Source organism: Escherichia sp. 93.1518 (assembly GCF_013368915.2).
Lineage (GTDB): Bacteria > Pseudomonadota > Gammaproteobacteria > Enterobacterales > Enterobacteriaceae > Escherichia > Escherichia ruysiae.
On record NZ_JABWMT020000036.1, the window covers coordinates 1 to 13,209 of the forward strand.

At 47.0% G+C, this 13,209-nt stretch carries 10 protein-coding genes; 4 read left to right on the forward strand and 6 right to left on the reverse strand.

What is annotated here, in order from left to right:
- The 4 genes from HEN21_RS19515 to nifJ form a co-directional block, all read right to left on the reverse strand.
- Positions 1-536, reverse strand: a 536-nt coding sequence (locus HEN21_RS19515) for an MASE4 domain-containing protein (protein ID WP_183082928.1), incomplete at its 3' end; no start/stop codon positions are given.
- Positions 537-1,915: 1,379 nt separating this feature from the next.
- Entirely contained in the window at positions 1,916-2,350 is a 435-nt protein-coding gene (gene uspF, locus HEN21_RS19520) for a universal stress protein UspF (RefSeq protein WP_001082294.1), read from the reverse strand.
- Between the two features lie 140 nt (positions 2,351-2,490).
- A complete protein-coding gene (ompN, locus tag HEN21_RS19525; RefSeq protein WP_000836967.1) occupies positions 2,491-3,624 on the reverse strand; it encodes a porin OmpN in 1,134 nt (377 codons plus the stop codon).
- Positions 3,625-3,989: 365 nt separating this feature from the next.
- On the reverse strand, positions 3,990-7,514 hold the full coding sequence (gene nifJ / locus HEN21_RS19530; protein ID WP_000628218.1) for a pyruvate:ferredoxin (flavodoxin) oxidoreductase: 3,525 nt from the start codon (positions 7,512-7,514) through the stop codon (positions 3,990-3,992).
- A 273-nt stretch (positions 7,515-7,787) separates the two neighbouring features.
- Between nifJ and HEN21_RS19535 the strand changes: the two genes are divergently transcribed.
- A complete protein-coding gene (locus HEN21_RS19535; RefSeq protein ID WP_001203005.1) occupies positions 7,788-8,054 on the forward strand; it encodes a putative hemolysin in 267 nt (88 codons plus the stop codon).
- Here the strand turns inward: HEN21_RS19535 and hslJ are convergent.
- Positions 8,051-8,473, reverse strand: a complete 423-nt coding sequence (gene hslJ, locus HEN21_RS19540; protein ID WP_021550836.1) for a heat shock protein HslJ — start codon at positions 8,471-8,473, stop codon at positions 8,051-8,053. The two genes, HEN21_RS19535 and hslJ, sit on opposite strands and share 4 nt — an antisense overlap.
- Positions 8,474-8,629: 156 nt before the next feature.
- Positions 8,630-9,619, reverse strand: coding sequence for a D-lactate dehydrogenase (gene ldhA / locus HEN21_RS19545; protein WP_000762228.1), 990 nt, complete (start codon positions 9,617-9,619; stop codon positions 8,630-8,632).
- 207 nt (positions 9,620-9,826) lie between these two features.
- On the opposite strand from ldhA, the gene HEN21_RS19550 reads away from it, so the two are divergent.
- From HEN21_RS19550 to HEN21_RS19560, 3 genes are read left to right on the forward strand one after another with little or no spacing between them, the layout of a single operon-like run.
- Positions 9,827-12,466: a YdbH family protein gene (locus tag HEN21_RS19550; protein ID WP_176251775.1), complete on the forward strand. Its 2,640-nt coding sequence runs from the start codon at positions 9,827-9,829 to the stop codon at positions 12,464-12,466.
- On the forward strand, positions 12,463-12,648 hold the full coding sequence (locus HEN21_RS19555) for a YnbE family lipoprotein (protein ID WP_000706311.1): 186 nt from the start codon (positions 12,463-12,465) through the stop codon (positions 12,646-12,648). The genes HEN21_RS19550 and HEN21_RS19555 overlap by 4 nt, the downstream gene beginning before the upstream one ends.
- A gap of 7 nt (positions 12,649-12,655) precedes the next feature.
- A complete protein-coding gene (locus HEN21_RS19560) occupies positions 12,656-12,979 on the forward strand; it encodes a YdbL family protein (RefSeq protein ID WP_000831644.1) in 324 nt (107 codons plus the stop codon).
- Positions 12,980-13,209: the final 230 nt, after the last annotated feature.

Consider the following 13,209-nt stretch of genomic DNA (forward strand, 5'->3'; position numbering starts at 1 on the left):
ATATTAATAGAGTAGCTTTCATTCGCGCCACTTAATATTTTGGCTGTAAATGATATGAAAATAAGAATTATTATGGCAAATAGTATTGCGAATATATTTTTTTTATTTGCACAAGTGTAAATTTCTTTTGAATGGCTTGAAAAAATAGCAACACAGGAAATTAATACAAAGCTTATTTGACGGAAAAAGTAAAATATTGCGACGTCATTTGCCTTCTGGATTATTAAGGATTCAGAAGATATTGGTGTTTGCACAATAATTATTGTCTCTACAAAATAATAGAGATTGTTCAGGAATGCAATGGCTAGAATCAGCAGGCCAATTTGTTTTTGATGAGATGTATAGTATAAAAACATAAATATACAAATCATAAGGTTTATAAAAAACAGGCCTACAATAAAGATAATATAGTTGGTTTGGGTTGTTTGTGTAAGGTATAGCCAATTTTTCTCATGTAACTGCATGAGAAAAAATGAAACAAAGATGAATATAATGGAAAATATTTTTAAACTTACAGGTACTGTACGAGTAGTCATGCTGCCACCTAAAAAAAATGCATATTTATTCATGTGTATCAATAAATATGTCTCAGGGTAACTTATTCTAAATCAGTATACCATTTGTTATAGATGCTGAAATTATCTTTTTCTGTAAAGATGACTTTTGAATGGTTTGTTGGTTATTAATATGCCTGCTAATTTAATGTGTATATAGTGAATTTTGAGTGAAATTTTTAATGTGTTATTATTTGTGATGTATGTCACAGAGCCATTTGAGGCGGTCAGTATTCATACTGATAATTAGTGTGAAATTATGCTCTGTGTATGGCATATGTAGAGGAAGAGCAGACTTCGATTGTACCTATTTGCGGTGAGTCCGATATCTTTTATTGCGTTGTTGGTCATGTCATGTTGAACTCGATTTATATTTTTTAGCCGAACTAACAAGCCTGCAGACATCTGACATTTTTTGTTAGAGCGTACTATTTTGATGCGAAGTCATGTAACTTTGTTTCAGACTGAAAAAGGGTTTAAATTGGGGGAAGTCCAGCTTGGCTCTGGCTCGATCTCACTCCTCCTTTACTTCTCCATTCAGACCAGGCATCGCGAATTCACTGCATGAAGATGAGCGATTTTTATATATTGTGAAGTAAGCGTTTTTTCCTAGAGCGGTTGGCCAGGGCAATACATCTTGGGTTTCCCTGATTCGTACCGCTTATGCTTCGGAGATAAGGGGATATGTGCTCTGTGAACCTAACGGGGATGGTACAGCCAGCATCATCGATTTCAGCCCGGTAAAAGAGACGAGGAAAAATGCACAACAGGCACCACACGTTATGCATGGATTCGAATTGCTCATAATTCACCAGCACAGCTTTAAATCGTAAAGAGAACCACGCTACGCTGTATGCGAGAATGTATTGTGGTTGGCTGGTGAAATTCCGTTAGTGGATTTACAGCCGGAACTGATTCTCTGGGAAAGAAATCATGGGCCAACTCACAGGCCACAGAATGAGAATTCTTAGAATTTTTTCGGTGGCAAAAATGGGGCAAAACGCTGCAAAAGGGGCAAAAAAGGGGCAAAAAAAGAGTGGATTATCGTAGTTTATTGTTCTCGCTGATGATGTTTAACACATTGAAAAATAAGTAAAACACTTATGAGTCAGATAGTTGTGATTTTTGCCCTTACTTGTTCAGGTTGTATTGTTCTTTCTTACTAATTTCTTGATTTTGCGACATTTAAAAGCGACTCAATTCGTTATATGGCATCAGAAGAGTATGCGTCATGCCGGAATGTCCAGCATAAGAAATCTGATATAAAAACTGTGGCGTGTATGGTACGGATTAGAGGGGAAAATGTCAGCACATTTGCGAAATGAATCAAAAAGCCCGCAGCGACGTGCGGGCGTTAGTTTTTAGCGCACGACCAGCACGGAGCACTCTGCATGACGCACGACGGCGGCGGCGTTAGAACCGAGCAGGTAGGTGGTGATATCCGGTCGATGGGAGGCAATGATGATCATATGAGCAGGGATCTTTTTCGCCATTTCCAGAATGCGGTCTTTTGGCGAACCTTCTTCAACATGAACATGCACTCTGTCAGTCGGCAGCTTGAATTTTTTAATTATCTCTTCCAGTTGCGATTTAGCTTCCGCTTTCAGGTCATCCATTGCCGGTAATTCTGCGGAATACGCTAAACCCAGAGAGGCATAGTAGGGCAGCGAAGGTATTACCGTCAGGAAATGAACCTCTGCATCATCAATCTTTGCCTCGGCCTCAACATGGCTAATCACGCGTTGAGTTAATTCTGAATCGGAAATATCGATAGGGACAAGAATCGTTCTGTTCATAAAACCTCCTGTTTTAGTATCCGCATAAAGTGTAACGCCAGATGAGGTCTTTTGTATAATGACGGAGTTCACATTTTTAATTTAGATTAAGCAGGATTTAATAAGTAGAAAAAGCCCGCCAGAGAGGCGGGCAGGCAGGATTAGAACTGATAAACCAGACCTAAAGCGACAATATCATCGGTAGAGATACCGTTGGCGGCGTAGAAGCTGTCATCTTCATCCAACAAGTTAATTTTATAGTCAACATAGGTAGACATATTTTTGTTGAAATAATATGTTGCGCCAACATCGGCGTATTTGACCAGATCTTTATCGTCAACACCGGCCGGGTTATCAGCACCACCAGCAGCGTTCAGGTCACGCCCTTTAGACATCAGGAAAGACACTGCCGGACGCAGACCAAAGTCAAACTGATATTGGGCAGTGACTTCAAAGTTCTGGGTCTTGTTCGCAACGGCGTAATCGCTGTTGCCAAATGGTGTCATATTACGCGTTTCGGAATACATGGTTGCCAGATAAATGTTGTTAGCATCATATTTAATCCCGGCAGTCCAGGCATCGGCTTTATCGCCACCCGCCGCAGTATGGTTAACCTGGTCATTGGTGCGGTCTGAGGAGGTATATGCCGCGCCCGCGCTAAAGCCCATACCTAAATCGTAGGTTGTGGAAAGCCCCCAGCCGTCGCCGTTTTCATGACGAACATCACGTCCGTTGTTGGTGCCTTCCTGACCGTTGTTTGCACCTTCGTTATTACCCTGATACTGCACTGCGAAGTTCAGACCATTAACCAGGTCGAAGAAATCAGTATTACGATATGTCGCTACGCCATTAGCACGACCGGTCATAAAGTTGTCTGCATTGGTGTAGGAGTCACCGCCAAATTCTGGCAGCATATCGGTCCAGCCCTCTACGTCGTACATTACACCGTAATTACGTCCGTAATCGAAAGAACCGTAATTTGCAAATTTCAATCCGGCGAATGCCAGACGAGTCCAGGATTGGTTTTCTGAGGATTCAGTATTGTTTGCCTGAATATTGTATTCCCACTGACCATAGCCAGTGAGTTGATCGTTAATTTGTGTTTCGCCTTTAAATCCAAGACGTGCATAGCTCTGATCGCCATCTTTTGCAGAACTATCAGAAAAATAATGCAGGCCATCAACTTTGCCATAAAGATCTAATTTATTGCCGTCTTTATTATAAATTTCTGCTGCATGTACAGCACCTGCGGCGAGCAGGGCAGGGATTAAGAGTGCCAGTATTTTGCTTTTCATTGAAAAAATCCTTTAGTTATTTTATTTGCCTTTCTCTCCCCGTTTGGGAAGTGAAAACATCCTAAAGGAAAAGTTCCATTAGCCGATAAATGTCATTTGTTACGCCTTAAGTAAAACCTTAATCAAATAATTCCTGGGAAATGATGATTAGTTTGGTGAATGATTTGATGGTTATACATACAAAATAAAAATTATACTTTTAAAAAATGATGCGTTATTCTGCGTGGGTTATATGCCTTTATTGTCACAGATATTATTTATCGTTGGGTCATTGCTATAGTTATTTCTTTCCCAACAAATAAAAAGACAAGCCCGAACTTTCATTCGGGCTTTTTTTCGTTCCGTATAATCCTTATCCGACGATGCTACTCGGTGCCACTTTTATCCGTTTTTCCTGCCATTTGCGCGAGGAAGTCATAGCGTTTTTGCAGATCGGCTGCGGCATCTTTCCATAACTGTTCCGCCACTTCTGGCTGTTGCGAATTCAGACGGCGGAAACGTTGCTCATGGAGCAATGTCTCTTCCAGAGCCTCTGACGGCGGACGAGAATCCAGCGCCAGTGGCAGTTTGCCTTCATCGGCACGACGTGGATCAAAGCGATACAGCGGCCAGAAGCCGGTTGCGGTGAGTTGGCGCATTTGGTCGTGGCTCAATGCAAGGTCATAACCATGCTCTTCACAGGGGCTGTAAGCAATGATCAGCGACGGCCCCGGATAGGCTTCCGCTTCCTGAATCGCTTTTACCGTCTGGTTCAACTGCGCGCCGAGAGAAATCTGCGCCACATAAACATGACCGTACATCATCATACTGACGCCGAGATCTTTACGCGCTTTGCGTTTACCGTGTTCGCCAAACTTAGTCACCGCGCCAAGCGGCGTTGCTTTAGACGCCTGACCGCCGGTATTGGAGTAGCATTGCGTATCCAGTACCAGAATGTTGACGTTTTCCGTCAGGCTCAATACATGATCCAGACCACCGAAGCCGATATCGTAAGCCCAGCCGTCGCCACCAATCAGCCAGATTGATTTTTCCACCAACGCATCAGCGTCGCGTAGCAGTTCATGAGCTTCACTCACATCTTTGAGATGCTGGCGCAGCGTGGCAACCTGTTCACGACGAACGTCTGGCGTGGCGTCTGATTTCAACGCTGCCAGTAACTCCGCCGGGATTTTATCGGCAAACTGATCCAGCAGACGCAGCACGCGGACACGATGCTGATCGACCGTCAGGCGGAAGCCCAGACCAAATTCGGCGTTATCTTCAAACAGTGAGTTCGCCCAGGCAGGACCACGACCATTGGCATCAGTGGTATACGGTGTGGATGGCAGGTTACCGCCGTAAATTGACGAACAGCCCGTGGCGTTAGCGATTAACATCCGGTCGCCATAGAGCTGAGTAAGCAATTTGATATATGGCGTTTCGCCACAACCGGAACAAGCACCAGAATATTCAAACAGCGGTGTGATTAACTGCGAAGTCCGAATATCAATACGTTCCAGTTTGCTGCGGTCGATTTCTGGTAAGTTCAGGAAGAAATCGTAATTGATTTTCTCTTCTTCCACATGTTCCAGACGCGACATCATATTGATGGCTTTGATCTCTGGATTCTGTCGGTCTTTCGCCGGGCAAACTTCAACACACAGATTACAGCCGGTGCAATCTTCCGGTGCGACCTGCAACACATATTTCTGCCCGCGCATATCGCGCGATTTTACATCCAGCGAATGCAGGCTGGCAGGGGCTTTTTCCATTGCTTCGGGTGGCACCACTTTTGCGCGAATAGCGGAGTGTGGGCAAGCAGCGACGCAGTGGTTACATTGGGTACAGAGTTCCTCTTTCCAGATGGGGATCTCTTCGGCGATATTGCGTTTTTCCCAGCGAGTGGTTCCCATTGGCCATGTGCCGTCTGGCGGTAGCGCCGAAACGGGGAGGGCATCGCCAAGTCCGGCGAGCATCGCAGCGGTAACGGTTTTAACGAAATCAGGTGCAGCATCGGAAACCACCGGTGGACGATTCGCACTATGCGGATTGACCGGCTGTAACGGGACTTCTTCCACGGATTCTCGCGCCAGCGCCAGTGCCTGCCAGTTGCGCTCCACCAGATCCTGGCCTTTGCTGCTGTAGCTTTTGGCAATCGCGCCCTGCAATTCAGCCAGGGCGCTGTCGCCAGGCAGAATTTGTGTCAGGTGGAAAAACGCCATCTGCATTACGGTATTAATACGAGCCGCCAGTCCACATTCACGCGCGATTTTCGCTGCGTTAATGACATAAAAGCGTGCTTTTTTCTGATTCAGCACCGCCTGCACTTCTTGCGGCAACCGCGACCAGACTTCATCGGCACTGTACGGCGTGTTAAGCAGGAAAATACCGCCGGGTTTCAGACGTTCTGCCATCTGATATTTGTCGATAAACTGCAACTGGTGGCAACCAACAAAATCAGCCTGGGGAATCAGATATGCAGAACGAATTGGATGTTCGCTTACGCGCAGGTGAGAAACTGTCAGACCACCGGCTTTTTTGGAGTCGTAAACAAAATAACCCTGCGCATACCACGGCGTGGAGTTACCGATAATCTTGATATTGTTTTTAGTCGCGGAAACGCTGCCATCACTGCCCAGACCATAAAACAGGGCTTCCAGCTTCGCGGAGTTTGGCAGGGTATTTTCTGGCAATGGTAGCGACAGATTGGTTACATCATCGTAAATACCGACGGTAAAACGGGGTTTGGGTTTGGCTGCGTTAAGTTCGGCAAATACTGCCAGCACACAATCCGGGCCAAACTCTTTGGATGATAAGCCATAGCGCCCGCCAATGACGCGTGGCAGTGTTTCACGCTCACCATTATTAAAGGCTTCCGCCAGCGCGGTCATTACGTCCAGATACAGTGGCTCTGCCTGGGCGCCCGGCTCTTTGGTACGATCCAGCACCGCGACAGTTCGCACGGAGTCTGGCAATGCTTGCAGTAAGTGTTTGGCGGAGAACGGGCGGTATAGTCGAACTTTCAGCACCCCGACTTTTTCGCCACGGGTAAGTAACTCATCAACCACTTCTTCACAAGTACCGATGGCAGATCCCATCAGGATAATCACCCGTTCTGCTTGTGGATGCCCGTAGTATTCAAAAGGCTGATACTGACGACCCGTAGCGGCGGCGAAATCATTCATCGCCTGTTCAACATGGTCGTAAACTGCGTTGTACCACGGGTTGGTGGCTTCACGTGACTGGAAGTAGGTGTCCGGGTTAGCCGAGGTGCCGCGAATTACCGGATGTTCCGGGTTCAGCGCGCGGGCGCGGTGGGCATCAATTTCTGCCTGCGGCATCAGTTCAAGAATCGTGTCGTCAGCCAGTGGAACGATTTTGTTGATCTCGTGGGACGTGCGGAAACCATCAAAAAAATGAATAAACGGCACACGGCTTTTTAGTGTTGCGATATGTGAAATGAGAGCGAAGTCCTGCGCTTCCTGAACGTTTGCTGCACACAACATGGCGCAACCGGTTTGGCGCACGGCCATCACGTCTGAATGATCGCCAAAAATAGAGAGCGCATGAGTAGCGACGGTACGCGCTGCTACATGCAGTACAAACGGCGTCAGTTCGCCCGCCAGTTTGTACAACGTCGGAATCATCAGCAGTAAACCCTGCGATGATGTAAATGATGTCGAGAGAGCACCCGTTTGCAAAGCGCCGTGCACAGTCGCGATAGCACCAGCTTCTGACTGCATTTCAACCACGCGGGGCGTATCTCCCCACACGTTTTTCAAGCCGTTTCCGGCCCATGCATCGGCCTGTTCCGCCATCGTGGAACTTGGGGTAATAGGGTAGATGGCGATAACTTCACTGGTGCGAAATGCCACCGAAGCTACCGCGCCATTACCATCAATTGTGATCATACGACACCCTTACATTGCGCAAATGAGGGGCACACGAAAAAGCTGCGCGCCCAGTAGTTATCTCTCAATTTTAGCAAATGGCTTTCTGTTGCATTTTCGCTTTTGTGTCCCCCATATCAGCGTAATGAATGTTTTGATCAAACAGTGGACAAAAAAATAGCCATAAAAAAGTAACAATGCGTTGCAACACACATAGTTGTTCTCGACGTAGTCGTCTGTGCTGCCTATTATTTACGGCGGTGTCTTTTGGTTTAAAGATTAGAGGAAGTAAAGATGCGAGCAGTGTTGTGGGTCGGGTGTGCCGCTTTATTGTTATCGGCGTGTAGTAGTGAACCAGTTCAGCAGGCAACTGCGGCGCATGTGGCGCCTGGTTTAAAAGCGTCCATGTCCAGTAGCGGTGAAGCAAATTGCGCGATGATTGGTGGTTCGCTATCCGTTGCCCGTCAACTTGACGGAACGGCTATTGGAATGTGTGCATTACCCAACGGCAAACGCTGTAGCGAACAGTCACTTGCCGCCGGAAGCTGTGGCAGCTATTAATTCATTAAATCTGCCAGTTTATAAGTTAATGTCTGTTTCGCGGTTGCCAGCGTCAACTGGTTGGCGGTTAGATCTACCTGTGCACCTTCTTTCAGCATTTCGCTGATGGTGTGATCGAGTTCGTTAAGCTGTGGGTTGGCACACATCATGCGGGTCATTGCCAGTCCTTTAACTTTCAGTTCACCGCCAGAAAGTTTACCCTCGCCGCTAAAGCGGTTGCACATGTTGCCAGAAATCATCATCTTTTCACCAAAGCTGATTTCTGGCGGGTTTTTATCGCTGGTAACAGGTTGACCGTTGACACTTTCCAGCACAAAGCGGTGATGCTGTAATTGTTCTGGCGTCACAGCAATTTTGTCATTACTTACACATCCCGCCATCAGCAGGCTTAACGCAACAAGCGCGGCTACTTTCTTCATTTTGGTTCTCAACTTAAGGTATAAATCAGGTGCTGACTGCCGAATGCAACGCGACGCGCCTTACCCGTCCTACAAAACATATTTTAAGAATAGTGGATGAAAGATCTTTGGGGATTATCTGAATAAGCTCCCCTGGTTTGCAGGGGAGCTGCAGGATTAAACCAGTTCGTTCGGGCAGGATTCGCCTTTTTCCAGATTGCTTAAGTTTTGCAGCGTGGTCTGGGAAATACTGGTCAGAGCTTCTGCCGTCAGGAATGCCTGGTGTCCGGTAAACAGCACGTTATGGCAGGCAGACAGACGACGGAACACGTCATCCTGGATCACGTCGTTGGATTTATCTTCAAAGAACAGATCGCGTTCGTTTTCATACACGTCCATCCCCAGCGAGCCAATTTTCTGGTTTTTCAGAGCTTCAATTGCCGCCTGGGAATCAATCAATGCGCCACGACTGGTGTTGACGATCATTACGCCGTTTTTCATCTGATCAAACGCCGCCTCATTCAGCAGGTGGTAGTTCTCCGGCGTTAGTGGGCAGTGCAGGGAGATAACGTCTGATTCAGAGAACAGGGTCGGCAGATCGACATACTCCACACCGAGCTCCAGCGCCGCCGCACTTGGGTACGGATCGAACGCAAGCAGACGCATACCAAAACCTTTCAGAATGCGCAGCATCGCCACACCGATCTTACCGGTGCCGATAACGCCCGCTGTTTTGCCATACATGGTAAAGCCAGTCAGACCTTCCAGAGAAAAGTTGGCGTCACGGGTACGCTGATACGCGCGGTGAATACGGCGGTTCAGCGTCATCATCATACCGATAGCGTGTTCAGCGACGGCTTCCGGATCGTAGGCTGGAACACGGACTACTTTCAGCCCAAGTTCTTTTGCCGCATCAAGATCGACGTTATTGAAACCGGCACAGCGCAGGGCGATATATTTAACGCCGTGCTTTTTCAGCTCTTCCAGCACCGGGCGGCTGCCGTCATCGTTTACGAAAATACATACCGCTTCGCAGCCATTGGCGGTTTTGGCGGTTTTTTCCGTCAGCAGAAAGTCAAAAAATTCCAGCTCAAAGCCAAAGGACTCGTTAACCTGTTGCAGGTACTTCTTGTCGTACTGTTTTGTGCTATATACGGCGAGTTTCATAAGACTTTCTCCAGTGATGTTGAATCACGCTTAAGCTACTAAAAATATTTTACAAAATATAAAATATAATTGAAAGCTATAGCCATATTGAAAAATTCATTAACAACTATGCTTAGTGTAGGCGCAACCTTCAACTGAACGGTTAAACATGCCACAATACCCGTATTGAATGCTTAATTTTTCGCTAAATCAGGATATTAACTACCCATGTTGGGTAAATATAAAGCTGTTCTCGCGCTGCTATTACTGATTATTCTTGTGCCGTTGACGTTGCTGATGACGCTCGGATTGTGGGTGCCCACGCTGGCGGGCATCTGGCTACCGCTCGGTACACGTATTGCATTAGATGAAAGCCCACGCATTACGCGTAAAGGTTTAATCATTCCCGATCTCCGTTATCTGGTGGGAGATTGTCAGCTTGCACATATCACCAACGCCAGTCTTTCACATCCCAGCCGCTGGTTATTGAATGTCGGTGCCGTAGAACTTGACTCTAATTGCCTGGCTAAATTACCACAGGAAGAACCCTCTCCAGCCGCGCCGAAGACCCTCGCGCAGTGGCAAGCCATGTTGCCTAACACCTGGATCAATATTGATAAACTGATCTTTTCTCCCTGGCAGGAATGGCAGGGAAAACTCTCTCTCGCGTTAACCTCTGATATCCAGCAACTGCGTTATCAGGGCGAAAAAGTTAAATTTCAAGGCCAGCTTAAAGGGCAACAACTTACAGTCAGCGAGCTGGATGTCGCCGCGTTCGAAAATCAGCCGCCGGTAAAACTGGTGGGAGAATTTACCCTGCCGCTAGTACCGGATGGGCTTCCTGTAAGTGGTCATGCTACCGCGACGTTGAATTTGCCGCAGGAACCGTCGCTGGTGGATGCCGAACTTGAGTGGCAGGAAAATAGCGGGCAATTAATTGTGATGGCACGAGATAACGGCGATCCATTGCTCGATTTACCATGGGAAATTACACGTCAGCAATTGACGGTAAGTGATGGTCGCTGGAGCTGGCCGTATGCAGGTTTTCCCCTTAGTGGACGGTTGGGTGTCAAAGTCGATAACTGGCAGGCCGGGCTTGAGAACGCATTAGTCAGTGGTCGGCTGAGTGTGCTGACCCAGGGAAAAGCGGGTAAGGGCAATGCGGTGCTTAATTTTGGCCCAGGAAAATTAAGCATGGATAACAGTCAGATGCCACTGCAGCTGACCGGTGAAGCGAAACAGGCGGATCTTATTTTATATGCCCGTTTACCGGCACAGCTAAGCGGAAGTCTGACTGACCCAACGCTGGCCTTTGAGCCTGGCGCGTTATTACGTTCAAAGGGGAGAGTCATCGATTCACTGGACATCGATGAAATCCGCTGGCCTTTAGCGGGGGTAAAAGTCACTCAACGTGGTGTTGACGGGCGCTTGCAGGCTATTTTGCAGGCACATGAAAATGAACTGGGCGACTTTGTGCTGCATATGGATGGTCAGGCGAACGATTTTCTCCCTGATGCAGGACGCTGGCAGTGGCGTTACTGGGGAAAAGGCAGTTTTACCCCGATGAATGCCAACTGGGATGTCGCAGGAAAAGGTGAGTGGCATGACAGCACGATTACGCTTACCGATCTTTCGACCGGTTTCGACCAGTTGCAATATGGCACAATGACGGTGGAAACGCCGCGCTTAATTCTTGATAAACCCGTTGTCTGGGTACGCGACGCTCAGAATCCGTCTTTTAGTGGTGCGCTTTCGCTGGATGCAGGGCAAACGCTTTTCACGGGGGGCAGCGTGTTACCGCCATCAACCTTAAAATTTAGTGTTGAAGGGCGCGAACCAACTTATTTCCTCTTCAAAGGCGATTTACATGCTGGCGAGATTGGTCCGGTACGGGTAAATGGCCGCTGGGACGGTATTCGTCTGCGCGGTAACGCCTGGTGGCCTAAACAATCACTCACTGTATTTCAGCCGCTGGTGCCACCTGACTGGAAGATGAACCTACGCGATGGCGAGCTGTATGCTCAGGTAGCCTTTTCCGCTGCGCCTGATCAAGGCTTCCGTGCGGGGGGGCATGGCGTATTAAAAGGTGGCAGCGCCTGGATGCCTGATAACCAGGTCAACGGCGTCGACTTTGTACTACCGTTCCGTTTTGGCGACGGTGCGTGGCACCTGGGGACGCGGCGACCTGTATCATTACGTATTGCTGAAGTGGTTAACCTTGTGACGGCAAAAAATATCACTGCCGATCTTCAGGGGCGTTATCCGTGGACCGAAGACGAACCCTTGCTACTGACCAATGTGAGTGTTGATGTTTTAGGCGGTAACGTGCTGATGAAACAATTACGTATGCCGCAGCACGATCCGGCGCTATTGCGCCTGAATAATCTCTCATCCAGTGAACTGATTAGCGCCGTCAACCCGAAACAATTCGCTATGTCAGGGGCATTTAGTGGTGCTTTGCCATTATGGCTGAATAATGAAAAATGGATTGTAAAAGATGGTTGGCTGGCAAACTCAGGCCCCATGACTTTACGTCTGGATAAAGACACGGCGGATGCAGTAGCAAAAGACAATATGACCGCCGGAACCGCTATCAACTGGTTGCGCTATATGGAAATTAGCCGTTCATCGACAAAAATTAATTTAGATAATCTCGGTGTATTAACCATGCAGGCAACGATCAGCGGTAATAGTCGGGTTGATGGCAAAACAGGCACTGTGAATCTTAATTACAGTCACGAAGAGAATATTTTTACGTTATGGCGCAGTTTACGCTTTGGCGATAATCTCCAGGCGTGGCTGGAACAGAATGCCCGTATCCCGGAAAATGACTGCCCGTCAGGAAAAGAATGTGAGGAAAAACAATGAAAATAGTGATAGCCGCGCTCGCGTCTTCTTTTATGTTGGTTGGTTGCACTCCGCGCATAGAGGTGGCTGCGCCGAAGGAGCCAATCACCATTAATATGAACGTTAAAATTGAGCATGAGATCATCATCAAAGCGGACAAAGATGTTGAAGACCTGCTTAAAACCCGTAGCGATCTTTTTTGAGGTAATGATGAAAAGAACATTACTCATAATGGTGTGGATTATTGGCCTGATGAGCAGCAGTGCGATGGCATTGACCCTGAATGAAGCCAGAAGTCAGGGGCGGGTCGGTGAAACGCTTAACGGTTACCTGGTGGCGCTGGAAACGGATGCCGAAACACAGGCATTGGTAAGAGATATTAATGAAGCTCGTAATCGTAGTTACCAGCAACTGGCAAAGCAGAATAATGTATCCACAGATGAGATAGCGAAACTGGCAGGGCAAAAACTTGTCGCTCGCGCGAAGCCGGGTGAATATGTGCAGGGGATTAATGGTAAATGGTTGCGAAAATAAATTACTATTAGAAACAAAATATCTATATTGGCATTATTTTATAATACTGAGCATTATTAGAGTGTAAGTCATTGTTATTAATATTTCTTATATATCCTCTTGTTATAGCGATAAATAATTTCAACTCATCATCAAAATAGATAAAATTTAATATTTTATTTTCTGTATGAATGAATTATTAATGTCTTTTTCTCTCCGGTCTTTAATTATTTGTTTAAAATGATTTTCTC

Bases quoted from the DNA above. Each gene is read 5' to 3' on its own strand.
- ldhA (WP_000762228.1), bottom strand. From the start codon at position 9,619: ATGAAACTCGCCGTATATAGCACAAAACAGTACGACAAGAAGTACCTG.
- HEN21_RS19560 (WP_000831644.1), top strand. From the start codon at position 12,656: ATGAAAAGAACATTACTCATAATGGTGTGGATTATTGGCCTGATGAGC.
- uspF (WP_001082294.1), bottom strand. From the start codon at position 2,350: ATGAACAGAACGATTCTTGTCCCTATCGATATTTCCGATTCAGAATTA.
- HEN21_RS19550 (WP_176251775.1), top strand. From the start codon at position 9,827: ATGTTGGGTAAATATAAAGCTGTTCTCGCGCTGCTATTACTGATTATT.
- nifJ (WP_000628218.1), bottom strand. From the start codon at position 7,514: ATGATCACAATTGATGGTAATGGCGCGGTAGCTTCGGTGGCATTTCGC.
- hslJ (WP_021550836.1), bottom strand. From the start codon at position 8,473: ATGAAGAAAGTAGCCGCGCTTGTTGCGTTAAGCCTGCTGATGGCGGGA.
- HEN21_RS19535 (WP_001203005.1), top strand. From the start codon at position 7,788: ATGCGAGCAGTGTTGTGGGTCGGGTGTGCCGCTTTATTGTTATCGGCG.
- HEN21_RS19555 (WP_000706311.1), top strand. From the start codon at position 12,463: ATGAAAATAGTGATAGCCGCGCTCGCGTCTTCTTTTATGTTGGTTGGT.
- ompN (WP_000836967.1), bottom strand. From the start codon at position 3,624: ATGAAAAGCAAAATACTGGCACTCTTAATCCCTGCCCTGCTCGCCGCA.